The 23200-nt window shown below is 63.4% G+C and carries 19 protein-coding genes; 6 read left to right on the top strand and 13 right to left on the bottom strand.

Annotation, left to right across the window (positions count from 1 at the left end):
• The first annotated feature begins 1 nt into the window (after nt 1).
• Both ABIB24_RS14160 and ABIB24_RS14155 read left to right on the top strand, forming a co-directional pair.
• On the top strand, nt 2-574 hold the full coding sequence (locus ABIB24_RS14160) for a CsiV family protein (RefSeq protein ID WP_137163344.1): 573 nt from the start codon (nt 2-4) through the stop codon (nt 572-574).
• A 1-nt stretch (nt 575) separates the two neighbouring features.
• Complete coding sequence (locus ABIB24_RS14155; protein WP_274079402.1) at nt 576-3902, top strand: DEAD/DEAH box helicase; 3327 nt, start codon at nt 576-578, stop codon at nt 3900-3902.
• A gap of 266 nt (nt 3903-4168) precedes the next feature.
• Here the strand turns inward: ABIB24_RS14155 and nagZ are convergent, their stop codons facing one another.
• The 3 genes from nagZ to ABIB24_RS14140 are packed head-to-tail and all read right to left on the bottom strand — an operon-like array spanning nt 4169 to nt 6468.
• Nucleotides 4169-5167, bottom strand: a complete 999-nt coding sequence (nagZ, locus tag ABIB24_RS14150) for a beta-N-acetylhexosaminidase (protein ID WP_354316695.1) — start codon at nt 5165-5167, stop codon at nt 4169-4171.
• Nucleotides 5168-5189: 22 nt separating this feature from the next.
• Nucleotides 5190-5714: a L,D-transpeptidase gene (locus tag ABIB24_RS14145; RefSeq protein WP_274079401.1), complete on the bottom strand. Its 525-nt coding sequence runs from the start codon at nt 5712-5714 to the stop codon at nt 5190-5192.
• A gap of 40 nt (nt 5715-5754) precedes the next feature.
• Entirely contained in the window at nt 5755-6468 is a 714-nt protein-coding gene (locus tag ABIB24_RS14140) for a TetR/AcrR family transcriptional regulator (RefSeq protein WP_025338327.1), read from the bottom strand.
• A gap of 215 nt (nt 6469-6683) precedes the next feature.
• Between ABIB24_RS14140 and lexA the strand changes: the two genes are divergently transcribed.
• Both lexA and sulA read left to right on the top strand, forming a co-directional pair.
• Nucleotides 6684-7292, top strand: coding sequence for a transcriptional repressor LexA (lexA, locus tag ABIB24_RS14135; RefSeq protein WP_004376420.1), 609 nt, complete (start codon nt 6684-6686; stop codon nt 7290-7292).
• A 13-nt stretch (nt 7293-7305) separates the two neighbouring features.
• A complete protein-coding gene (gene sulA / locus ABIB24_RS14130; protein ID WP_025338326.1) occupies nt 7306-7782 on the top strand; it encodes an SOS-induced cell division inhibitor SulA in 477 nt (158 codons plus the stop codon).
• Nucleotides 7783-7831: 49 nt separating this feature from the next.
• On the opposite strand, the gene ABIB24_RS14125 is transcribed toward sulA, so the two are convergent.
• The 7 genes from ABIB24_RS14125 to ABIB24_RS14095 all read right to left on the bottom strand — a co-directional run bounded on the left by ABIB24_RS14125 (nt 7832) and on the right by ABIB24_RS14095 (nt 16341).
• On the bottom strand, nt 7832-8065 hold the full coding sequence (locus tag ABIB24_RS14125) for a hypothetical protein (RefSeq protein ID WP_004376430.1): 234 nt from the start codon (nt 8063-8065) through the stop codon (nt 7832-7834).
• A gap of 50 nt (nt 8066-8115) precedes the next feature.
• Nucleotides 8116-8631 carry a DUF6586 family protein gene (locus tag ABIB24_RS14120; protein WP_274079400.1) on the bottom strand — a complete coding sequence of 172 codons (516 nt, stop codon included), beginning with the start codon at nt 8629-8631 and terminating at the stop codon, nt 8116-8118.
• Between the two features lie 257 nt (nt 8632-8888).
• The gene (gene topA / locus ABIB24_RS14115; RefSeq protein ID WP_025338324.1) at nt 8889-11498 is read right to left on the bottom strand and encodes a type I DNA topoisomerase; all 2610 of its coding nucleotides are present in this window, start codon (nt 11496-11498) and stop codon (nt 8889-8891) included.
• A gap of 100 nt (nt 11499-11598) precedes the next feature.
• Nucleotides 11599-11850, bottom strand: coding sequence for a DUF1653 domain-containing protein (locus tag ABIB24_RS14110; RefSeq protein ID WP_023661154.1), 252 nt, complete (start codon nt 11848-11850; stop codon nt 11599-11601).
• Nucleotides 11851-11927: 77 nt separating this feature from the next.
• Nucleotides 11928-13103, bottom strand: coding sequence for an acetyl-CoA C-acyltransferase FadA (gene fadA / locus ABIB24_RS14105; RefSeq protein ID WP_013971712.1), 1176 nt, complete (start codon nt 13101-13103; stop codon nt 11928-11930).
• Between the two features lie 31 nt (nt 13104-13134).
• Nucleotides 13135-15282: a fatty acid oxidation complex subunit alpha FadB gene (gene fadB, locus ABIB24_RS14100; protein WP_137163341.1), complete on the bottom strand. Its 2148-nt coding sequence runs from the start codon at nt 15280-15282 to the stop codon at nt 13135-13137.
• A gap of 621 nt (nt 15283-15903) precedes the next feature.
• Nucleotides 15904-16341, bottom strand: coding sequence for a hypothetical protein (locus ABIB24_RS14095; RefSeq protein WP_274079399.1), 438 nt, complete (start codon nt 16339-16341; stop codon nt 15904-15906).
• A gap of 110 nt (nt 16342-16451) precedes the next feature.
• Here ABIB24_RS14095 and ABIB24_RS14090 point away from each other — a divergent pair, with 110 nt between their 5' ends.
• Nucleotides 16452-16892, top strand: a complete 441-nt coding sequence (locus ABIB24_RS14090) for a universal stress protein (RefSeq protein ID WP_013971709.1) — start codon at nt 16452-16454, stop codon at nt 16890-16892.
• A gap of 63 nt (nt 16893-16955) precedes the next feature.
• On the opposite strand, the gene ABIB24_RS14085 is transcribed toward ABIB24_RS14090, so the two are convergent.
• A complete protein-coding gene (locus ABIB24_RS14085) occupies nt 16956-18884 on the bottom strand; it encodes an ATP-binding cassette domain-containing protein (protein WP_137163340.1) in 1929 nt (642 codons plus the stop codon).
• Nucleotides 18885-19105: 221 nt separating this feature from the next.
• On the opposite strand from ABIB24_RS14085, the gene ABIB24_RS14080 reads away from it, so the two are divergent.
• Nucleotides 19106-21031 (top strand): transglycosylase SLT domain-containing protein, encoded by a 1926-nt coding sequence (locus ABIB24_RS14080; RefSeq protein ID WP_025338321.1) that lies wholly within the window; start codon nt 19106-19108, stop codon nt 21029-21031.
• Nucleotides 21032-21160: 129 nt separating this feature from the next.
• Here the strand turns inward: ABIB24_RS14080 and ABIB24_RS14075 are convergent, their stop codons facing one another.
• Nucleotides 21161-21964, bottom strand: coding sequence for an MOSC domain-containing protein (locus ABIB24_RS14075; protein WP_137163339.1), 804 nt, complete (start codon nt 21962-21964; stop codon nt 21161-21163).
• A gap of 56 nt (nt 21965-22020) precedes the next feature.
• Nucleotides 22021-22956 carry a chemotaxis protein CheV gene (locus ABIB24_RS14070; RefSeq protein ID WP_015269524.1) on the bottom strand — a complete coding sequence of 312 codons (936 nt, stop codon included), beginning with the start codon at nt 22954-22956 and terminating at the stop codon, nt 22021-22023.
• Nucleotides 22957-23200 lie beyond the last annotated feature (244 nt).

Raw genomic sequence — 23200 nt, 5'->3', positions numbered from 1 at the left:
CATGCGTGCCATCCGTTGCCTGACCCTGCTGCTGGCGCTGTTCGCCCCGGCCGCCTTCGCCGAAGGCCTGTATCAGGTAGAAATGATCCTGGTGCGGCAGAACAGCGTGCCCGCCTTCACCAGCCCGTTCGCCCCCGAAGACTGGAGCGCTGGCGCTCCACGCCTGGAAAAGGACGCCGAGCGCCGCCTGGCGCTGGAAGATGAAGCCACCCGCCTGGAAGCCACCGCCGACTACACCGTGCTGCTGCACAAGGCCTGGCAGCAGCAAGTGGGCAGCGAGCCCAGCCGCATCGCCCTGGGTGAAGGCACCGAGCAGTTCGGCCACTTCCCCATCGAAGGCAACCTGAGCATCGCCGAGGGCCGCTTCATCGCGGTCGAGGCCAACTTCTGGGTCAACCAGCTGGACGGCAACGGCAACGTGCTGCAAAGCGAGCAGTTCAAGCAGAGCAACAGCAACGTCAAGGGCGGCCAGCTGACCTTCCTCGACGGTGGGCACCTGGCGGTGCTGCTGAAGGTGACACCACCAGGTACGCCTAAAATGCCGGTAATGGACCCGGAGATGATGGAGCAGTGATGTGAGCGACGGTGATGCGCAGCAACTGCTAAGAGCCTATCCGGACTGGGTCGACTTCTTCGAGGCCGGTGCACTGGCACGAGGCCGCAATTATGCGGCGCAAGAGCGGACGCGCATCCTGTCGAAGCATGGCCCGAAGGTCGAGGCAACCTGCAAGGGCTCGGCAGGCCAGACTTACCAGCAGAACATCCAGCTGGTGGTCAACCACGGTGACTTGCGCGTGTTCGGACGCTGCACCTGCCCGGTCGCGCTCAACTGCAAGCACTGCGTTGCGGCGCTGCTGCAACTGCAGGACGGTAACGATGGCCTTGACGCCGCGGCCCCGCCGGAGCAAGCCGCGCTGTCGCTGCCACCGGACCTCAACCTGTGGGTCCAGGCACTCGAGTCACCGTCGCAACCCGCAGCCCCCCACGAGCCCGCGCGCAAAGGCCCGGCAATCTATTACCGTATCCACATGGATCATGAGCACTGTCGGCTCGAACCGATCAAAGGCACCCGGCAAACAGACGGCAGCCTGAAGATCGGTCGCATCACTTCGATGCCCGAGATGATCTACTACACACCCCGTTACGTCACCGAGGACGATGCGCGGCTGTTGCGCCTGATCGATGCCCGCAGCAAGACGATGACACCCATTGTGCAACTGGAAGGCAAACAGGGCGCGGAGCTTTACGGCTACGCCCTGGCCACTGGTCGCCTTCTGTTCGAAGACGATGCTGCGCCACTGTCCCCCGGGCCGGAGCTGCATGCCGAGTTCCGCTGGGTCAGGCTGGACAATGGCAGCTACCGAGGCGCCTGGTACCACAATGGTCACCAGCAGCTACAGGTGCTGCCCATCGAGCCCATGCACTATGTCGACAGGCATTCGCACCAGACCGGCAAGCTGCGCCATGACCTCGACCCTTTCATTGCCAGCCAGCTCGCGCGCGCGCCTATTGTTCCCGAGCACCTGGTCGTCCCCTTGAGTCATCGATTGAACGCCTTGAACCGCCAGGTTCCCACCCCCACAGCCGTGAGCACCAAGCAAATCGACGACCTCGCACCAAGAGGCAGACTGACCCTGGGCAGTCTCGAATTCAGCGCCTACATGCCCAAGACCGGTCGCATGCAACGGCAGATGCAACACCGTGCCGCGCTGGCATTCGACTACGACGGCCTGCGCGCCACCGGCAGCGACGACAAGCCGCTGACCCGCCTGGTCGACGACACCAGCCAGCGCATCCGTCGCCAGCCCCAGGCCGAGCAGGTGCTGCGCAAGGCCCTGCGCGACCTCGGCTTCAAGGCGGCCACCCGACAGAGCAAGGCGCTACCCGACAGCGCCGGCGAAATGTACCAATTGCCCGACGACGAAGCCTGGCTGCGCTTTGCCCGCGAAGGCCTGCCGCGCCTGCGCGAAGCCGGTTGGAACATCGACATCCACCGCGACTTCGCCTTCAACCTGCAGGAAGTGGACGACTGGTACGCCACCATCGACGAAGCGCCCGGCCATGAATGGTTCGACCTGGAGCTAGGCATCGTGGTCGATGGCCAGCGCCACAGCCTGCTGCCGATCGTGCTGCAACTGCTGCGCAGCAACCCGGAGCTGCTGCGCCCCAGCGAACTGGCCCGGCGCAGTGACGACGAGCACCTGCTGATCGACCTCAACCGTGGCCGCCTCGATGCCCCGGCCCTGCGCGTTGCCTTGCCCTATGGCCGCATCAAGGCAGTGATGGGCACCCTGGGCGAACTGTACCTGCACGAAGACGCCGCAGGCCCGTCCCTGCGCCTGGACCGTGCCGATGCCTCACGCCTGAACGACATCGACGGCCTGCCCCTGCATTGGGAGGGTGGCGAGCATGTGCGCGACCTGGGCCGTCGCCTGCGCGATGCCCGTGACTTGCAGGTAGAACCGCCGTCCGGGCTACAGGCCAGCCTGCGCCCTTACCAGCAACAAGGCCTGAACTGGCTACAGGCGCTGCGCGAGATGGGCACCGGCGGCATCCTCGGCGACGACATGGGGCTGGGCAAGACCCTGCAGGCCCTGGCACACCTGCTGCTGGAGAAACAGTCCGGGCGCCTGAGCGCACCGGCCCTGGCGGTTATGCCGACCAGCCTGGTGCCCAACTGGCTGGACGAAGCCCAGCGCTTCGCCCCCGGGCTGCGCGTGCTGGCCCTGCAAGGCCCGGGGCGCAGCAAGCATTTCGCCAAACTGCACGAATACGACCTGGTCCTGACCACCTATGCCCTGGTGCCGCGCGACCTCGAGCACCTGCGCGCCCAGGCCTGGCATGTGCTGGTGCTGGACGAGGCACAGAACATCAAGAGCAGCACCAGCAAGGCCGCCCTCGCGGTTTGCGAGCTGCGGGCCAATCAGCGCGTCTGCCTGACCGGCACGCCAATGGAAAACAACCTGGGCGAGCTGTGGTCGATTTTCCACTTCCTCATGCCTGGCTGGCTGGGTGACCTGAAGCGCTTCAACCAGGACTACCGCACACCGATCGAGCGTCACGGCGACAGCGAGCGCATGGCCCACCTGGCCAGCCGCATCCGCCCGTTCCTGCTGCGCCGCACCAAGGAGCAGGTAGCCACCGAGCTGCCGGCCAAGACCGAGATGGTGCACTGGGTCGAGCTTAGCGATGCCCAGCGCGACACCTACGAGGCCGTGCGGGTGGCCATGGACAAGAAAGTCCGCGATGAAATCGCCCGCAATGGCGCCGCGCGCAGCCAGATCATCATCCTCGACGCCCTGCTCAAGCTGCGCCAGGTATGCTGCGACCTGCGCCTGGTCAAAGGGGTAGAAAGCAAAGGCAACCAGGCCGACAAGGGCAAACTGGGCGCGCTGCTGGAAATGCTCGAAGAGCTGCTGAGCGAAGGGCGCCGGGTGCTGTTGTTCTCGCAGTTCACCTCGATGCTGGCGTTGATCGAGCAGGAGCTGGAGAAGCGCAAGATCCGCTACAGCCTGCTGACCGGCGACACCCGCGACCGGCGCACGCCGGTGCAGCAGTTCCAGCAGGGTGATAGCGAAGTGTTCCTGATCAGCCTCAAGGCGGGTGGCGTGGGCTTGAACCTGACGGCCGCAGACACGGTGATCCACTTCGACCCCTGGTGGAACCCGGCCAGCGAAAACCAGGCCACCGACCGCGCCTACCGCATCGGCCAGGACAAGCCGGTGTTCGTGTTCAAGCTGATCACCCGGGGGACAGTGGAAGAAAAGATCCAGCTGTTGCAGCAGGAGAAGGCGGCGCTGGCGGCGAGCCTGCTGGATGGCGGGCAGGCCGGGCAATGGCGGCTGGGGGATGAAGAGATCGAAGCGCTGTTTGCGCCGCTGCCGGGGAAGCGCGGGCGGTAGCCTAGAATCCTTCGCTGCCTGTACCGGCCTCTTCGCGGGCACGCCCGCTCCCACAGGTACAGCGCTGCTTTTCAGGCTGTTGTGCTGCCTGTACCGGCCCCTTCGCGGGTAAACCCGCTCCCACAGGGATATCAGTGCCCTCAAGGGCGGTGCTGTACCTGTGGGAGCGGGTTCACCCGCGAAGAGGCCGGCACAGGTACAACACTAATTTCGAAACCCGCGCTGCACCTGTGGGAGCGGGCGTGCCCGCGAAGGGGCCGTCGCGGTCAATCGACCAACTGCGCCTCCCGCAACGCCCCCAACACCTCCAGCCACCGCGGCTGCTGGCGATAATCCGTCCGCGCAAACCCTTGCCCACGCATCCGCGCAATCCGTTGCGAGGGCTTAACCTTCATCCGCTGCGCCGCACTCAACGCCAGCTCCGCCGCCGCCCGGTCATTGCACACCAGGCCCATGTCGCAGCCAGCGCTCAACGCCGCCTCGATCCGACTGGCCGCGTCCCCGACCACATGCGCACCCGCCATTGACAGGTCATCACTGAAGATCACCCCGTCAAAGCCCAGCTCGCCACGCAGAATGTCCTGCAACCAGCGCCGCGAGAAGCCAGCCGGCTGGTTGTCGACCTGCGGATAGATGACATGCGCCGGCATCACTGCCGCCAATTGCCCGCTCAGGCGGGTGAACGGCACCAGGTCGGCCTGGCGCAGCTGTTCGAGGCTGCGCTCATCGGTGGGAATGGCCACATGCGAATCCGCTTCGGCCCAGCCATGCCCCGGGAAGTGCTTGCCACAAGCCGCCATGCCCGCTGCATTCATGCCACGGATGAACGCCCCGGCCAGTTGCGTGGCGCGCAGCGGGTCACCCTCGAAGGCGCGGCTGCCCACCACGGCGCTGCGCTGGTGGTCCAGGTCGAGTACCGGGGCAAAGCTGAGGTCCAGGCCAACCGCCAGCACCTCGGTCGCCATCAACCAACCGCACTGCTCGGCCAGGTACTCGGCGTTGTCATTGTCGGCCAGCGCACGCATTGCCGGCAGGCGCACAAAGCCCTGGCGCAGGCGCTGCACGCGGCCGCCCTCCTGGTCCACCGCCAGGATCAGGTCGGGGCGGATGGCGCGGATCGACGCGCACAGTTCACGCACCTGGCGCGGGCTGTCGATGTTGCGGGCAAAGATGATCAGGCCGGCCACTTCAGGCTGGCGCAGCAGGTGACGGTCTTCGGCGGTCAGCCATTTACCGGCGATATCCACCATCAGGGAGCCTTGCAGGCTGACAGTCATGGGTAATCCTTCATTGAAGACTGAGAGAAGCCCACTGGGGGCAGGCGGCCTGCTCGATGCGCACCGGGCAATGGGCCGGCACCTGCTCGAACAGGCTTAGCAAATCGGTGTTGCGCAGGCGTATGCAACCATGGGACAGCGCTACGCCCATGGGTTCCGTATCCGGGGTGCCGTGCAAGTAGATATAACGGCGGAAGGTGTCGACCGCACCCAGGCGGTTGACACCCGGCTCGCAGCCGCTGAGCCAGAGAATGCGGGTAAGGATCCAGTCCCGGCCGGGGCATTGCGCATGCAAGGCCGGTGACCACACCTCGCCGGTCCAGCGCCGCCCGGCCAATACCGCATTCAGCGGCAAGCCCGCACCGATCTTCGCCCGCACCTGGTGCATGCCACACGGCGTGCAACCCGAGCCGTTGCGCTCGCCGGCGCCGTTGCGCGCCGTGGAAACCGGCACGCGCAAGCGCAGCTGGCCATCGGCAAAGCCATAAAGGCACTGGTCAGCGAGGGAAATGTGCAGGAAGTCGAGGTCGGGCATGGGCGCTAGCTTAGCCGAAGCGCCCTGCCCCGCCCAGCCTTCAGGCCTTGGCGGTGGAGGCGCCTGCGCTGGTCTTGGTGCGCGGGCGCAACTGCGCGGTGGCCATGGCGTCGTCGGTAACACCGCTATCGGCACGCATGCCCGCAGCCAGGAACGGCACCATCAGGCGCATTACCTGCTCGATTGAGGTGTTGATGCCGAAATCGGTCTCGGCAATCGCCCGCAGGGCCTTGATGCCAGACATGCTGAAGGCGGCGGCGCCAAGCATGAAGTGCACGCGCCAGAACAGCTCCAGCGGCGGGATGCGCGGTGCAGCCTCGTTGACCAGCAGCATGTAGCGGCGGAACACCTTGCCGTACATGTCTTCCAGGTAACGCCGCAGGTGGCCCTGGCTCTGGCTGAAGGCCAGGCCCAGCAGGCGCATGAAGATCGACAGGTCGTTGTTGCTGCGCGGCTGCACGGCCAAAGCCTGCTCGACCAGCATTTCCAGCAGCTCTTCGAGGCTCGGCTTGTGCTCTGGCTTGGCCTGGCGCCGCTCCAGCTCACGTTCGAGGCTGGCGCAGAACGGCCCGAGGAAGCGCGAGAACACTGCCTGGATCAGGGCCTTCTTGGAGCCGAAGTGATAGTTGACCGCCGCCAGGTTGACCCCGGCCTTGCTGGTAATCAGCCGCAACGAGGTTTCTGCGAACCCCCTTTCCGCGAACAGCTGCTCGGCAGCATCGAGAATGCGTTCAACGGTTTCCGATTGGGCCATGACTACTCCGACTACTCCGCCAGACAAACAGGTGTTTGAAACATACGTTTCAGCCCTGCTTCTGTCAAGGCTCGGTGACCGGCCGGTCGCCATTTAAAAGCGCCATGCGGGCGGCTGCAAGCGCCATTGCTGCTGTTTATTGCAGGTTTTGGCTTGCAGCGCATCCAGTACTGTATATAATCCCAGTCACTGTACAAAAAGACAGAGCGCTCACCATGTTGAAACTGACGCCACGCCAAGCCGAAATTCTCGCGTTCATCAAGCGTTGCCTGGAAGACAACGGCTTCCCGCCGACGCGCGCCGAGATCGCTCAGGAGCTGGGCTTCAAGTCGCCCAACGCCGCCGAGGAGCACCTCAAGGCCCTTGCCCGCAAAGGCGCGATCGAGATGACCCCGGGCGCCTCCCGTGGTATTCGCATCCCCGGTCTGGAAGCCAAGGCCGAGGAAAGCGGCCTGCCAATCATCGGCCGGGTTGCCGCTGGTGCGCCGATCCTTGCCGAACAGCACATCGAGCAATCCTGCAACATCAACCCCGACTTCTTCCACCCCCAGGCCGACTATCTGCTGCGCGTACACGGCATGAGCATGAAGGATGTCGGCATCTTCGATGGCGACCTGCTGGCGGTACACACCTGCCGCGAAGCCCGCAACGGCCAGATCGTCGTAGCCCGCATCGGCGACGAAGTCACCGTCAAGCGCTTCAAGCGCGAAGGCAGCAAGGTCTGGCTGCTTGCCGAAAACCCCGAATTCGCCCCCATCGAAGTCGACCTGAAAGAACAGGAGCTGGTGATCGAGGGCTTGAGCGTCGGCGTCATTCGCCGCTGATCCAGGAGGCGTCATGCAGCAGTTCATTCACGCACCCGAGCAAGCCCAGTTGCCATTGTTCGAAGCATTCCTCGCCCAGCCCGTACTGCCTGGCCTGAAAACCAGCGAAGTGGCGCGCAAGAGCAGCCAGCCCGAGCTGTTCAGCGAACTGTCGCTGCGCGGAGCCCCCGGGCACTGCCAAAGCCTGCTGGCACCGGTGCTGCGCGAACTGAGCGAAGAGGACGAAACCCGCTGGCTGACCCTGATCGCCCCGCCGTCAAGCCTGACCCAGGCCTGGCTGCGCGATGCCGGGCTCAACCGTGAACGCATCCTGCTGCTGCAACCTCGCGGCAATCAGAGCCCGCTTCAACTGGCCTGCGAAGCCTTGCGCCTGGGCCGCAGCCACACTGTGGTCAGCTGGCTGGGCAACGTCAACGCCACTGCACGCCAGCAATTGCTGCGCGCTGCCGGTGCCGGAAACGCACAAAGCCTGAACATCCGCCTCGGCTGATGTTCAGGCTTTGCCTGTCATTGCATGAAACCTGATGCCCTGCTGCACCTCAGTGCAGCACACGCGGCCCTTCATCACGCTCAAGCTCGCCATCCATCAGGCGACCGGCCATCTGCACGCCCACGCTGAGCATGGCCTTGGCCACTTCCACATGCTGACCCTGCAGGAACGCCTTGGCGTCTTCCGAGAAATCCAGGGTTACCAGAGAGCCCTCATCCTCGGCGCGACGCAGTTCGATGCGGCCATCAGGCAACTCGACAATTTCCAGAAACGACGTAGACATAAATGGCAGTTCTCCGCGAAAGGCCAGTATTGTACCAGCCGTAGCAGCTATCAGCACTCACTCAACGCGTCGCGGAAACGTCTCACCAGGCCCTTGAGGTTGCTGCGCCAGCTTTCCAGTTCGGCACGCGACAGCGCCGGATGCTCGGGCTCATCGAGATTGACCGCCTGGATCAATGGCTGGGTGACGTCGGTTTTTGGCGCTTTTTTCGCGACCGGTGGTCGGAACAAATCGGCATAAGCACTGAGCATTTGCGCCAGCCAGGTTTCGCGCTGGCGGGCCAGCTCCAGCAGCTCGGCCACTTCCGGGATGGCGATGCCGTTCAGGGCATCGTCGGCCAGTGCTTGCTCGACCGTTGCAACAACTGGCAGGCGGTAGAAGCCACCAATTTCATGACACAGGCCCATTAGTGCGCCGTAGAGATGGAACAACGCCGACTCGCGCTCGGCCTGGACCAGGCCCTGGGCATTCATGGCCTGGCTTTGTTCGGCCTTGGCCATGGACTCCAGGGCGAGGCCGGCAAAGAACAGTTTCTGATTGGTGCGGGTGTAGAGTTCCTGGGCCATTTCAGTGCCCTCCCTAAGGCTGCAAGGCGGATAGCCTCATCATAAATGATTGGGGCCGCTTTGCGCCCCTTCGCGGGCTTGCCCGCCTGACCGGTTAACGCGGTCAGCTGTAGGAGCGGCCTTGTGTCGCGAAAGGGCTGCAAAGCAGCCCCAGCAATTTGTGCATCTGCGCTGAAATCCTGGGGCTGCTTTGCAGCCCTTTCGCGACACAAGGCCGCTCCTACAAGGGCGCGCGCAGGTCAGAGACTGATGAAGAATCAGCGCTTGTCTTCAACCTTCCACGCATTGCCGTCGTAGAACGCCTTCCAGCCGGTCGGCTTGCCATCAACCTCGGACTGCACGTACTGCTCCTTGGTCTTGCGGCTGTAGCGAATTACCGCCGGGCGGCCTTCCGGGTCTTTCTGCGGCGCATCGCACAGGAAGTGGTACTTCGGATCGATCTCATGCTTGTGCGGCACGATCTCCAGCACCAGCGGTGCGCGGGTTTCGCGATTCTTGGGGAACTGGCTGGCGGCCAGGAACAGCCCCGAAGCGCCATCACGCAGCACGTAGGTATCGTCGACCTTCTCGCACTTGAGCTCTGGCATGTCCACCTTGTCCATCTTCGGTGGCGCCGCCTCGCCGCTCTTGAGCAGCTTGCGGGTGTTCTTGCACGCCGGGTTGGTGCAACCGAAGAACTTGCCGAAGCGGCCAGTCTTCAACTGCATCTCGCTGCCGCACTTGTCGCACTCCAGGCTCGGCCCTTCGTAACCCTTGATGCGGTAGTTGCCTTCCTCGATCTCGTAGCCGGCGCAATCCGGGTTGTTACCGCAGATGTGCAGCTTGTGCTTCTCGTCCAGCAGGTAGGCATCCATCGCCGTGGCGCAGATCGGGCAACGGTGCTTGCCCAGCAACACACGGGATTCCGATTCGCCCTCGTCGTCGGCGGCAATCTCGTCGCCCGGCACCAGGTTGACGGTGGCCTTGCAGCGCTCTTTCGGCGGCAGGCTGTAGCCCGAGCAACCGAGGAACACGCCGGTGGAGGCAGTGCGGATCATCATCGGCCGGCCACATTCCTTGCACGGAATGTTGGTCATGGTCGGTTGGTTGGCGCGCATGCCGTCTTCGCTGGACTCGGCGGTCTGCAGTTTCTTGCTGAAGTCGCCGTAGAACTCGTCGAGCACGTTCTTCCAGTCACGCTCGCCCTGGGCCACGTCGTCGAGGTTCTCTTCCATGTCGGCGGTAAAGCCGTAGTCCATCAGGTTGGAGAAGCTCTCGGACAGGCGCTCGGTGACGATGTCGCCCATCTTCTCGGAATAGAAGCGGCGGTTGTGCAGGGTCACATAGCCACGGTCCTGAATGGTCGAGATGATCGCCGCATAGGTCGACGGGCGGCCGATACCGCGCTTTTCCATTTCCTTGACCAGGCTGGCTTCGGTGAAGCGCGCCGGTGGCTTGGTGAAGTGCTGGCTCGGGTCGATCTGGATCAGCTTCAGCGCTTCACCCTGGACCATTTCCGGCAACACGTCGTCTTCGCCAGGCTTGCTCTGCTGCGGCAGCACACGGGTGTAACCGTCAAACTTGAGGATACGGCCCTTGGCACGCAGCTCGAAGTCGCCTGCGGCCACGGTGACGCTGGTGGACAGGTATTGCGCCGGCGGCATCTGGCAGGCCAGGAACTGGCGCCAGATCAGCTCGTACAGGCGCTCGGCGTCGCGCTCCATGCCAGTGAGCTTGCTCGGGTGGGTATTCACGTCGGAAGGACGAATCGCTTCGTGCGCCTCCTGGGCGCCTTCCTTGCTGCCGTACACCAGCGGTGCCTCGGGCAGGTACTGCTTGCCGAACTCGCGCTCGATGTAGCTGCGCGCCATGTCCAGGGCGTCGGCCGACAGGTTGGTGGAGTCGGTACGCATGTAGGTGATGTAGCCGGCTTCGTACAAGCGCTGGGCCATCATCATGGTTTTCTTCACACCGAAGCCCAGGCGGTTGCTGGCGGCCTGCTGCAAGGTGGAGGTAATGAACGGTGCCGACGGCTTGCTGCTGGTCGGGCGGTCTTCGCGCTTGACCACGCTGTAGCTGGAAGCCTTGAGCTTCTCCAGCGCGGCCATGGCCTGGGCTTCGTTCAGCGGCTTGAAGGCTTCACCCTTCTCGCGTGCCACTTCGAAACGCACCTTGGCGTTCTTGGCGGTGCCGAGGTCGGCGTGGATTTCCCAGTACTCTTCCGGGATGAACGCGCGGATTTCGCGCTCGCGCTCCACCACCAGCTTCACCGCCACCGACTGTACACGGCCGGCGGACAGGCCACGGGCGATCTTGGCCCACAGCAGCGGCGAAACCATGTAGCCGACCACGCGATCGAGGAAACGCCGCGCCTGCTGCGCGTTGACCCGGTCGATATCCAGCTCGCCCGGCTGCGAGAAGGCTTCCTGGATGGCCTTCTTGGTGATTTCGTTGAACACCACGCGCTTGTAGCGGGTGTCGTCGCCGCCGATGGCCTCGCGCAGGTGCCAGGCAATGGCTTCCCCTTCGCGGTCCAAGTCGGTTGCGAGATAGATGGTGTCGGCATCCTTCGCCAGGCGGCGCAGCTCTTCGATCACCTTTTCCTTGCCAGGCAGGATCTCGTACTTGGCCTTCCAGCCGTGGTCGGGGTCGACGCCCATGCGTGCCACCAGCTGGCGGCGGGCCTTTTCCTTCGGCGACAGGGCCGGAGCCTCACCCGCGGCCTTGCCACGCTTGGCGGCTGGCTCTTTGCTGGCGCTGGCCGAACCGCTGGTGGGGAGGTCTCGGATATGGCCGATACTCGACTTCACCACGTACTGGTTGCCCAGGTACTTGTTGATGGTCTTGGCCTTGGCCGGGGATTCCACAATGACCAGCGATTTGCCCATGGATCGGAGTATTCCTGAATCTGAAGATGAAAAACGCGTCAGGTGCCAGACGCGGCACCGCTATATATAGTGGCAAAAGTGTGAGGTCAAGTTCGGACTATCACTCGTGCGACTTGCCCAGCAACCCGGGCAGCCCCTCTTCGGCCTTGACCAAAGCAAAGCGTGGCACCTGCTCGCCGTCAACCTCGACGGACTCCTGGAACATCGAAAGTGGCCGTACCCAGAAGCTGTAATCACCATACAGGCATTGGTAGAACACCATCCACTCTTCGCTTTCAGAGTGCCGCGCAACACTGAAGACACGGTACTCAGGCCCTTTGTAATGCCGGTATACGCCTGGTTGTATCTGCATGTTGCCCACCCTTTTGAATAAAACCTGTAAAAAACAAAACCGGGGCACAAGGCCCCGGTCGCTGTCCCGCTACGCGATCAGACGCGTTCGAAGACAGTGGTGATACCTTGGCCGAGGCCGACGCACATGGTCGCCACCCCCAGGGTACCGCCATTCTGCTTCATGACGTTGAGCAGGGTGCCGGAAATCCGTGCCCCGGAGCAACCGAACGGGTGGCCCAAGGCAATGGCGCCGCCGTGCAGGTTAACCTTCTCATCCATCTTGTCGAGTACTTTCAAGTCTTTCAGCACTGGCAGGGCCTGTGCAGCGAAGGCTTCGTTGAGCTCGATGAAGTCGATGTCGGCCATGGTCAGGCCAGCACGCTTGAGGGCTTTCTGGGTCGATGGCACCGGGCCGTAGCCCATGATCGCCGGGTCGACACCAGCCACCGCCATGGAACGGATGACCGCCAATGGCTGGATACCCAGGTCCATGGCGCGCTGGCCGGACATGACGATCATGCACGACGCACCGTCGGTGATCTGCGACGAGGTACCGGCAGTGACGGTACCGCCTTTCGGGTTGAACGCCGGCTTCAGCGACGCCAGGCCTTCGAGGGTGGTTTCCGGGCGAATGGTTTCGTCGAAATCGAACACCTTCAGGAAGCCGTTCTCGTCATAGCCCTGCATCGGGATGATTTCGTCCTTGAACTTGCCTTCGACCGTGGCCTTGTGCGCCAGCTGGTGCGAACGCAGGCCGAACAGGTCCTGCTGCTCTCGGGTGATGCCGTGCATCTTGCCGAGCATTTCCGCGGTCAGGCCCATCATCCCGGAAGCCTTGGCGGCATGCAAGGACAGGTGCGGGTTGGGGTCGACGCCATGCATCATGCTGACGTGGCCCATGTGCTCCACGCCACCGACCACGAATACATCACCGTTGCCGGTCATGATCGCCTGGGCGGCGGTGTGCAGCGCGCTCATCGACGAGCCGCACAGGCGGCTGACAGTCTGCGCCGCGGAGGTGTGCGGGATCTGGGTCATCAGCGAGGCCATGCGGGCGATGTTCCAGCCCTGCTCGAGGGTCTGGTTGACGCAGCCCCAGATCACGTCCTCGACTTCTTTCGGGTCGACCTTGTCGTTGCGTTCCAGCAGCTTGCTGATCAGGTGCGCCGACATGTCTTCGGCGCGGGTATTGCGGTGCATGCCACCCTTGGAGCGGCCCATCGGCGTGCGACCGAAGTCGACAATCACGACGTCTCTTGGATTCAGGCTCATATCAAATCTCTCGCTCTAGCTCGTTGACCGCTCAGTTGAAGAAGCGCTGGCCGTTCTTGGCCATTTCACGCAGCTTGGCGGTCGGGTGGTACAGCGGCCCCAGGTCGGCGTACTGATCGGCCAGGGCAACGAATTCAGCCACACCGATCGAGTCGATGTAGCGCAGCGCACCACCGCGGAAGGGAGGGAAACCAATGCCGTAGACCAGGCCCATGTCGGCTTCGGCGGCGGTTTCGACGATGCCGTCTTCCAGGCAGCGCACGGTCTCCAGGCACAGCGGGATCATCATCCAGTTGATGATGTCTTCGTCGGTGACTTCACGCTGCTCGAAGATGATCGGCTTGAGCACGTCGAGCACGCTGGCGTCGGCGACCTTCTTCGGCTTGCCGCGCTTGTCGGTTTCGTAGGCGTAGAAGCCCTTGCCGTTCTTCTGGCCCAGGCGGTTGGCCTCGTACAGTGCGTCAACGGCCGAGCGGCGCTCGTCCTTCATGCGGTCCGGGAAGCCTTCGGCCATCACGTCGCGGCCGTGGTGGCCGGTGTCGATGCCGACCACGTCCATCAGGTACGCCGGGCCCATCGGCCAGCCGAACTTTTCCATGACCTTGTCGATTCGCACGAAGTCGACACCGGCGCTTACCAGCTTGGCGAAGCCGCCGAAGTACGGGAACAGCACGCGGTTGACCAGGAAGCCCGGGCAGTCGTTGACCACGATCGGGTTCTTGCCCATTTTCTTGGCGTAGGCCACGGTGGTGGCGACCGCCACTTCACTGGACTTCTCGCCACGGATGACTTCCACCAGCGGCATCATGTGCACCGGGTTGAAGAAGTGCATGCCGACGAAGTTTTCCGGGCGCTTGAGCGCCTTGGCCAGCAGGTTGATGGAAATTGTCGAGGTGTTGGAAGCGAGGATCGCATCGTCCTTCACCTGGGTTTCCACTTCAGCCAGCACGGCCTGCTTGACTTTCGGGTTCTCGACCACGGCCTCGACGACGATGTCGACATTGGCGAAATCGCCATAGGACAGGGTCGGGCGAATGGCGTTGAGTGCCTCGGCCATCTTGGCCGGGGTCAGGCGGCCCTTCTCGACGCGGTTGCCGAGCAGCTTGGAGGCCTCGTTCAGGCCCAGCTGGATGGCTTCCTCGCGGATATCCTTCATCAGGATCGGGGTGCCCTTGACCGCCGACTGGTAGGCGATGCCGCCACCCATGATGCCAGCGCCGAGCACGGCGGCCTGCTTCACGTCGTGGGCGATTTCGTCATGCGCCTTGGCCTTGCGCTTGAGTTCCTGGTCGTTGAGGAACAGGCCGATCAGGCTCTCGGCAACCGAGGTCTTGGCCAGCTTGGCGAAGCCTGCGGCTTCGACTTCCAGGGCCTTGTCACGGCCGAAGTTGGCAGCCTTCTGGATGGTCTTGATGGCTTCGACCGGAGCTGGGTAGTTCGGGCCGGCCTGGCCAGCGACGAAGCCCTTGGCAGTTTCGAAGGCCATCATCTGCTCGATGGCGTTGAGCTTGAGCTTTTCCAGCTTGGGCTGGCGCTTGGCCTTGTAGTCCAGCTCGCCACTGATGGCGCGCTTGACCAGGTCAAGGGCACCGGCCATCAGCAGTTCAGGCGCGACCACGGCGTCGACGGCACCCACTTTCAGGGCGTCTTCGGCACGGTTTTCCTTGCCGGCAGCGATCCACTCGATGGCGTTGTCCGAACCGATCAGGCGCGGCAGGCGCACGGTACCACCGAAGCCCGGGTAGATACCCAGCTTGACTTCCGGCAGGCCGATCTTGGCGCTGGTGGACATGACCCGGTAGTCGGCGGCCAGGCACATTTCCAGGCCGCCGCCCAGGGCGATGCCGTTGATGGCGGCGACGGTCGGCACTTCGAGGTCTTCGAAGGCGTTGAAGATGCGGTTGGCTTCCAGGTTGCCGGCGACCAGTTCGGCCTCGGGCAGCTTGAAGTTGTCGACGAACTCGGTGATGTCGGCGCCGACGATGAACACGTCCTTGCCACTGCTGACGATCACGCCCTTGACCGAGGCGTCGGCCTGGATGGCATCGACGGCCTGGCGCAGTTCGTTCAGGGTCAGGCGGTTGAACTTGTTGACGGACTCACCCTTGAGGTCGAACTTGAGCTCGACGATGCCACTTTCAAGAGCCTTAACCGTGATGGCTTTACCTTCGTAAATCATCAACTGATCTCCACGATATGGAAGCTGAACAGTACACGCCGATCGCTGCAGCAAAAGCAGGCCTAGCTGCCCTGCCCCAGGCACACCCGTCAGCGCGCTAGTCGGAAGTATGGCTTGGCGTCATGACATACAAACGCTCAATTCATACGCCCGTTTGATTTGGGTGTGCACACATTCTCCGAAAAGATCGGCGTTGTCAAATGCTCGCGAGCAAGGTGAAAACACGACTTTCCGGTCATTTTGTAGCGTCTTGGTACAAAACATGATGACAGTGATTGCTGACCATTCATGTCGGCGATTGACCATGAGCCGCAGGAGAATGCTGCAGCTTTTGCCTTGCGCGGCGACCTCGAACGGCTACACTGGCACTTGCTTGAATGCATACCCGGCCTGCCTGGCCTTTTCTGCGCAGCAGAACGCAAAGCGGCGACTTGGCACCCCACCCCTTCAGGGGATCGGCCAAGCCGCCGCTTTGTCGTTATAGAGGCTTAAAGAGCGCCGCATACCCTTGTGCTGCGCAGCAGCCCCGGCAATCTTTGCTTTTCTCTGATATCTCAGGGGCTGCTGCGCAGCCCGATCGCGACACAAGGCCGCTCCTACAGGGCCCGTGCAAAACAGGTTTCAGGCCAGGGTTTCGAGGACGTGGGCAATATCCTGCAACACAGCCGTATCGCCCCGCTCGGTCCAGTACAGCGCGATCATCCGGGCATCGGCCTCGACCTTGTAGACACTCGCCGGCAAGCGCGCCAGGGCCTCCATGAAGCGTGGGTCCGCGCAGGGCTCACGCCACTGGTTCCACCACACTCCCGGGGTGATCTGCCAGAAGCTGAAGCTGTCATCATGCCCGCGGCGACGTGCCCGGTGGTATTGCGGGCACGGGCTTGGCGGCTCCTTTTCCAGCCAGTGCGGCCACTGCTGCGGCGCCAGCTGCATGGCCAAACCCATGCGCCGAGCCTCCAGGCGCAGCTTCATCTGCTCGCTCTGCTTGCGCGAGGTGCGCAACCAGGAAAGCGGGCTGAGAATCAGCGCGAGGATTGACACCACCAGCAATACCGTCATATCTGTAGTTCCCATAAAACGTTGCAAATGAGCTGGTTAGCCATTTTTCACGGAAGACCCGCCCGAAAGCGACCATACTTCTTCTATCGCGATTGTCAGGAGTTCCGCTCATGTCCTACGAACATCTTCTGGTCGCCGTCGACCTGACCGAGGAATGCGACCCGGTGATCAAACGTGCCATGGCGCTGGCCGCACCGTCGAATGCCAAGGTTTCGCTGGTACACATCGTCGAGCCGATGGCCATGGCGTTTGGCGGTGACGTGCCGATGGACCTGTCGCAATTGCAACAACAGCAGTTCGACCAGGCCAAGGAACGCATGGACCGCCTGTTCAACAAATACCCGGACATCCACCGCGGCGACTCGCACCTGACCTATGGCCAGCCGCGCCAGGAAATCCACCAGCTGGCCAAGGACCAGAAGTGCGACCTGATCGTTGTCGGCAGCCATGGCCGTCATGGCCTGGCGTTGCTGCTGGGCTCCACGGCCAATGACGTGCTGCATGGTGCGCCGTGCGATGTACTGGCGGTGCGGTTGCAGAAGAAGGAATGATTCAACCTGTCCCGGCCATTTCGCGGGTGAACCCGCGAAGGGGCCGGGCCAGGCTAACGCCGATCAGCCTTCCAGTTCGGCCCAGCGCTCCACCAGCACATCCAGCTCACCCTGCAGCTTCTCGATCTTGGCCAGCACTGCCGAGGTTTCCGCAATCGGCCGCTGATAGAAGCCCGCCGCATTCACTTCTTCCTGGGCCTCGGCCATGCGCTGCTCCAGTTCGTCGATCTGCCCCGGCAGCATTTCCAGCTCACGTTGCAGCTTGTAGCTGAGCTTCTTCTTCGAACCATCGGCCACCTCTGCAACAGGCGCAGGCGCCGGCTTGGCCTCGAGCTTCTCCACCACCGCGCTGTTGAGCTCGGACTTGCCGCCCTTGCTCTCGGTCACGCCCAGCAGCTTCGGCGAGCCACCCTGGCGAATCCAGTCCTCGTAACCACCGACGTATTCGCGCACCTTGCCCTCGCCTTCGAACACCAGGGTGCTGGTGACGACGTTGTCGAGGAAGGCCCGGTCGTGGCTGACCATCAGCACGGTGCCCTTGTAGTTGGACAGCACCTCCTCGAGCAGCTCGAGGGTTTCCACATCCAGGTCGTTGGTCGGTTCGTCAAGCACCAGCAGGTTGGCCGGCTTGCTGAACAGCTTGGCCAGCAACAGCCGAGCACGCTCGCCACCCGAGAGCGCCTTGACCGGCGTACGGGCACGCTGAGGGCTAAACAGGAAATCGCCCAGGTAGCTCAGCACATGGCGGTTCTGGCCGTCGATCTCGATGAAGTCGCGGCCTTCGGCCAGGTTGTCGATAACAGTCTTTTCCAGGTCGAGCTGGTGGCGCATCTGATCGAAATAGGCCACTTCCAGCTTGGTGCCGCGCTCGACCTTGCCGGTGGTCGGCTCCAGGTCGCCGAGCATCAGCTTGAGCAGGGTGGTCTTGCCGGTACCGTTGGCGCCCAGCAGGCCGATGCGGTCCTCACGCTGCAGGACCATGGAGAAGTCCTTGACCAGCACAGGCCCGTCGGGGTGATGGAAGCTGACGTTTTCCAGCACCATCACCTGCTTGCCGGACTTTTCCGCCGCCTCGATCTGGATATTGGCCTTGCCCTGGCGCTCGCGGCGTTCGCTGCGCTCCACGCGCAGGGCCTTCAGCGCGCGCACGCGGCCTTCGTTGCGGGTGCGGCGAGCCTTGATGCCCTGGCGGATCCACACTTCTTCCTGAGCCAGGCGCTTGTCGAACAATGCGTTGGCGGTTTCCTCGGCGGCCAGCGCGGCCTCCTTGTGCACCAGGAAGCTGGCATAGTCGCCGTTCCAGTCGATCAGGCCGCCGCGGTCCAGTTCGAGGATGCGGGTGGCCAGGTTCTGCAGGAAGGAACGGTCGTGGGTGATGAACAGCACCGCGCCGTTGAAGCCGCGCAGGGCCTCTTCGAGCCAGGCGATGGCACCGATGTCCAGGTGGTTGGTCGGTTCGTCGAGCAGCAGCAGGTCGGGTTCCGACACCAGCGCCTGGGCCAGCAGCACGCGGCGGCGCCAGCCACCGGACAGTTCGGCCAGGGTCTTGTCGGCCGGCAGCTGCAGGCGGCTGAGAGTGCTTTCCACCACCTGCTGCAGGCGCCAGCCGTCACGGGCTTCCAGCTCGTGCTGGACGTGCATGAGTTTTTCCAGGTCTTCATCGCCCTGGATGTTCAGGCTCAGGTGGTGGAACTGCGCCAGCAACTCGCCCACGCCATCCAGGCCTGCGGCCACCACATCGAACACCGTGCGCTCGTCGGCCACCGGCAGTTCCTGCGGCAGCTCGCCGATCTTCAGGGCCGGGGCACGCCAGATTTCGCCGTCGTCGCCCTTCTGCTCGCCCTTGACCAGGCGCAGCATGCTCGACTTGCCGGTGCCGTTGCGGCCGATGATGCACACCCGCTCGCCACGAGCGATCTGCCAGGACACTTTGTCCAGCAGCGGCATGGCGCCGAATGCGAGGGACACATCGCTGAATTTGAGCAGGGTCATGTTGGTCTCCATAAATCGGGCGCGCATTCTACCTGACTTGGCCCTCGACGGCATCCGCCTGGCCAACCGGCGAGGCCTTTGCGACATCTGGTCGAACTTAATATCCCGATACAAGCACAGTGCTTTCACCCGCCGCCGGCAAACAGCTAAGCTAAGGCAATAGCTTCCAACAGTGCTGGCTCCGCCGTCACTTCCCCATGGTTCAACTGCCCGGACGTATCATGCGCAGCCGCCTGTTACATATTGCATCCTGCCTGCTGCTCACCGCCGCCACCTGCGCGGCGCAGGCCGCCGACCTTTCCCTGCAACGCCAGTACTATGACGAGGCCAAGCGCGCGCTGGCCAAAGGCGACAAAGGCCCGTACCTGCGCTATGCCCAGGCCCTCAGCGACTACCCGCTGACGCCCTACCTGGCCTACGACGAACTCACCGCCCGCCTGAAAACCGCCAGCAACCAGGAAATCGAAGGCTTCCTCGCCAAGCATGGCGACCTGCCCCAGGCCAACTGGATGAAACTGCGCTGGTTGCGCTGGCTGGCCGAACGCGGCGAATGGAACACCTTCGCCAAGTACTACGACCCCAAGCTCAACTTCACCGAACTGGACTGCCTCAACGGCCAGTACCAGCTCAGCCACGGCCTGCGCGCCGAAGGTTTTGCCACGGCCGACAAACTGTGGAACGTCGGCAAGTCGCAGCCGGCCACCTGCGACACGCTGTTCGGCATGTGGGCGGCCGAGGGCCAGCTGACCGAGGCCAAGCGCTGGCAACGCACCAAGCTGGCGGCCCAGGCGCGCAACTACGGCCTGGCCAACAACCTGGTCAAGACCCTGACCACCCTCGCCCCGCAGGGGCGCCTGCTGGTCGATGTGGCGCAGAAACCCGAGCTGCTCAACCAGCCGTCGCGCTTCACCCCGGTCAACGAAGCCATGTCCGACGTGGTCAGCCTCGGCCTGCGCCGCCTGGCCCGGCAGGACCCGGAGCGGGCCATGGCGCTGCTCGACGACTACGCCCAGCGCATGCACTTTTCCCGTGACGAGAAGGTGGCCATCGCCCGTGAGATCGGCCTGACCCTGGCGCGCCGCTACGACCCGCGCGCACTCGACCTGATGACCCGCTACGACCCCGAACTGCGTGACAACACCGTCAGCGAATGGCGCCTGCGCCTGCTGCTGCGCCTGGGCCGTTGGGAAGACGCCTACGAACTGACCCGCCGCCTGCCCCAGGACCTGGCCAGCAGCAGCCGCTGGAAGTACTGGCAGGCGCGCAGCCTGGAGCTGGCACAGCCGAACAACCCTCAGATCCCGCTGCTGTACAAGACCGTGGCGCGTGAGCGTGACTTCTACGGCTTCCTCGCCGCCGACCGGGCACAGACCCCTTACCAGCTGAACAACAAGCCGCTGGTGCTCAGCCCGCAGCTGGTCAACAAGGTACGCAACACCCCGGGCATCCGCCGTGCCCTGGAGTTCCACGCCCGCGGCCAGATCGTCGAAGGCCGCCGCGAGTGGTACCACGTCAGCCGCCACTTCACCCGCGACGAAATGGTCGCCCAGGCGCGCCTGGGCTACGACCTGCGCTGGTACTTCCCGGCCATTCGCACCATCAGCCAGGCGCAGTACTGGGACGACCTGGACATTCGCTTCCCGATGGCGCACCGCGACACCCTGGTGCGCGAGGCCAAGGTCCGCGGCCTGCATTCAAGCTGGGTATTCGCCATTACCCGCCAGGAAAGCGCGTTCATGGAGGATGCCCGTTCCCCGGTGGGTGCCAGCGGCCTGATGCAGTTGATGCCGGCCACGGCCAAGGAAACCGCGCGCAAGTTCAGCATCCCGCTGGCATCCCCGGCGCAAGTGCTCAACCCGGACAAGAACATCCAGCTGGGTGCGGCCTACCTGAGCCAGGTGCACAGCCAGTTCAACGGCAACCGGGTACTCGCTTCGGCAGCCTACAACGCCGGGCCCGGGCGCGTGCGGCAGTGGCTCAAAGGCGCCAAGCACCTGAGCTTCGATGTGTGGGTGGAATCGATCCCGTTCGACGAAACGCGCCAGTATGTGCAGAACGTGCTGTCGTATTCGGTGATCTACGGGCAGAAGCTGAACTCGCCGCAGCCGCTGGTGGATTGGCACGAGCGGTATTTCGATGACATGTGATTGCTACTGAGCCTGTGCCGGCCCTTTCGCGGGCTTGCCCGCTCCCACAGGTATTGCACCGGGTTTGAATGCGGTGCAGTACCTGTGGGAGCGGGCAAGCCCGCGAAGAGGCTGGAACAGGCAACACAGCTACTCCAGGATTTCGACCTTCATCCCTACCTCCAACCACCCACTGCCATCCACCGCCAGGTTCTGCCCGAACAGCACATCCCCCTCCTTCTCACGGAAGGTCCTGAGCGTGGCCATCGGCTCGCGGTCCTCGCTGCGCTCGCCGGTAGCCGGGTCGATGGTGGTAAAGATGCAGCGCACACTGGGCTTGAGCACGCGAAACTCCAGGGTGCCGATACGAATCCGCTTCCAGCCATCTTCGGCAAACGGTTCAGCCCCCTGCACCACCAGGTTGGGCCGAAAGCGCAGCATCTCCATGGGGCGTCCGATACGCCGCTCGAGTTCGTCCAGCGAACCCTGGCCGATCAGCAACAACGGGAAACCGTCCGGGAACGCCGCCCGGTCACTGTTGAAGCCATAGCCATTGGGCAGGTAACGCGCACGCTGCTCCGGGCAATGCACCAGGCGCACGGCCTTGCCCAGCAGCTGGCTCAGCCAGGCCGCCGCCGCATCGCCCGCATCCGGCACGCGCAGGGTATCGCGCCAGATGGTCACGCCGCGCAGGGCGTCATCGGCAGGCGGCACAGGCACCCGCAACGGTGCCTGCCCAGGTGCTTCCAGCAGCAACTGGCCGCTGTCATCATCGCTAGCCTTGATCTGGCCTAGCTGAGGCCAGGCGCGCTGGGTAAGGAAGCGTCCGTTTTCTTCCTCCACCACCATCCAGCGCCGGTCACCCTGCAACCCCAGCAATCCCACCGGTGAAGCCTGCAGGCGTTGCGCCTGCCCCGACTTCACCGGGTACCGATACAGCTCACTGAGAAACATCCTTGCCGCCTCGCGTCATGCCAAAACGCCAAGCTTATACCCGGCAGGGGCCGGGATCACGCGGTAGCGGCATCCAGCAACAGGCGTTGCTTGACTACGTCGACCAGGCGATCGGGCTGGAACTTGGACAGGAAGTTGTCGCAGCCCACCTTCTTCACCATGGATTCGTTGAAACTACCCGACAGCGAGGTGTGCAACACCACGTACAGCTGGCGCAAACGGGCATCGCCACGGATCTCGGTGGTCAACCGGTAGCCATCCATTTCCGGCATCTCGGCGTCGGTGAACACCATCAGCAGCTTCTCGCACACGTCCTCACCAGCGTCAGCCCAGCCCTTGAGCATGCGCAGCGCCTTCAGGCCATCACTGGCCACGTGCAGCTTCACGCCCAGCTGGGACAGGGTGTCGCGCAATTGCGCCAGGGCCACGCTGGAGTCGTCCACCAGCAGCACTTCGCGACCACGTGCCCGGGCCAGCACCGGGTCGGCGAGCTTGTCGCCGGAAACCCGGGCGTTGTACGGCACGATCTCGGCCAGCACCTTCTCCACATCGATCACTTCCACCAGCTTGTCATCGACCTTGGTGATGGCGGTCAGGTAATGCTGGCGTCCGGCGCTGGATGGCGGCGGCATGATCGCTTCCCAGTTCATGTTGACGATGCGGTCGACACCGCCCACCAGGAAGGCCTGTACCGAGCGGTTGTATTCGGTGACGATGATGGTGCTGTCCGGCCCCGGCTGCAGCGGGCGCATGCCGATCGCCTGGGACAGGTCGATCACCGGCAGGGTCTGGCCGCGCAGGTTGACCACGCCGCAGACGAAAGCGTGGCGCTGGGGCATCAGGGTCAGCTTGGGCAGTTGCAGCACTTCCTGCACCTTGAACACGTTGATCGCGAACAGCTGGCGGCCGGCCAGGCGAAACATCAGGATTTCCAGGCGGTTCTCACCCACCAGTTGCGTGCGTTGGTCTACCGTGTCGAGAATGCCAGCCATTGGAAAGCCCCCAGGCTTGAGTCGGAAAAAGTGAAATCATCCACCCTGTATCGGCGGCTTCACGCACACCTTGACCCTTGCGGGAAAATGCCGTGAAGGCGATTGATATCACTTTACCATCATGCTTTACTGCGGGAAGTACGGGTGATTAAGCGGGACAGTAAAAGTTCCCCACCTGAGGCCCTTATCAGGGAAACCCTTAGCCACAATCGGGTGCAACCTGATGTTCGCGATATCCTTTAGC

Source organism: Pseudomonas sp. UYEF17 (genome assembly GCF_040546125.1).
In the GTDB taxonomy this organism is placed as follows: Bacteria; Pseudomonadota; Gammaproteobacteria; order Pseudomonadales; family Pseudomonadaceae; genus Aquipseudomonas; species Aquipseudomonas putida_Z.
This window is presented reverse-complemented; position numbering and strand designations above follow the sequence as displayed.

Excerpts from the sequence above, each read along its gene's own strand:
- ABIB24_RS14160 (WP_137163344.1), top strand. The coding sequence starts at position 2 with ATGCGTGCCATCCGTTGCCTGACCCTGCTGCTGGCGCTGTTCGCCCCG.
- ABIB24_RS14145 (WP_274079401.1), bottom strand. The coding sequence starts at position 5,714 with ATGCCCGACCTCGACTTCCTGCACATTTCCCTCGCTGACCAGTGCCTT.
- ABIB24_RS14140 (WP_025338327.1), bottom strand. The coding sequence starts at position 6,468 with ATGGCCCAATCGGAAACCGTTGAACGCATTCTCGATGCTGCCGAGCAG.
- lexA (WP_004376420.1), top strand. The coding sequence starts at position 6,684 with ATGTTGAAACTGACGCCACGCCAAGCCGAAATTCTCGCGTTCATCAAG.
- sulA (WP_025338326.1), top strand. The coding sequence starts at position 7,306 with ATGCAGCAGTTCATTCACGCACCCGAGCAAGCCCAGTTGCCATTGTTC.
- ABIB24_RS14125 (WP_004376430.1), bottom strand. The coding sequence starts at position 8,065 with ATGTCTACGTCGTTTCTGGAAATTGTCGAGTTGCCTGATGGCCGCATC.
- ABIB24_RS14120 (WP_274079400.1), bottom strand. The coding sequence starts at position 8,631 with ATGGCCCAGGAACTCTACACCCGCACCAATCAGAAACTGTTCTTTGCC.
- topA (WP_025338324.1), bottom strand. The coding sequence starts at position 11,498 with ATGGGCAAATCGCTGGTCATTGTGGAATCCCCGGCCAAGGCCAAGACC.
- ABIB24_RS14110 (WP_023661154.1), bottom strand. The coding sequence starts at position 11,850 with ATGCAGATACAACCAGGCGTATACCGGCATTACAAAGGGCCTGAGTAC.
- fadA (WP_013971712.1), bottom strand. The coding sequence starts at position 13,103 with ATGAGCCTGAATCCAAGAGACGTCGTGATTGTCGACTTCGGTCGCACG.
- fadB (WP_137163341.1), bottom strand. The coding sequence starts at position 15,282 with ATGATTTACGAAGGTAAAGCCATCACGGTTAAGGCTCTTGAAAGTGGC.
- ABIB24_RS14095 (WP_274079399.1), bottom strand. The coding sequence starts at position 16,341 with ATGACGGTATTGCTGGTGGTGTCAATCCTCGCGCTGATTCTCAGCCCG.
- ABIB24_RS14090 (WP_013971709.1), top strand. The coding sequence starts at position 16,452 with ATGTCCTACGAACATCTTCTGGTCGCCGTCGACCTGACCGAGGAATGC.
- ABIB24_RS14085 (WP_137163340.1), bottom strand. The coding sequence starts at position 18,884 with ATGACCCTGCTCAAATTCAGCGATGTGTCCCTCGCATTCGGCGCCATG.
- ABIB24_RS14080 (WP_025338321.1), top strand. The coding sequence starts at position 19,106 with ATGCGCAGCCGCCTGTTACATATTGCATCCTGCCTGCTGCTCACCGCC.
- ABIB24_RS14075 (WP_137163339.1), bottom strand. The coding sequence starts at position 21,964 with ATGTTTCTCAGTGAGCTGTATCGGTACCCGGTGAAGTCGGGGCAGGCG.
- ABIB24_RS14070 (WP_015269524.1), bottom strand. The coding sequence starts at position 22,956 with ATGGCTGGCATTCTCGACACGGTAGACCAACGCACGCAACTGGTGGGT.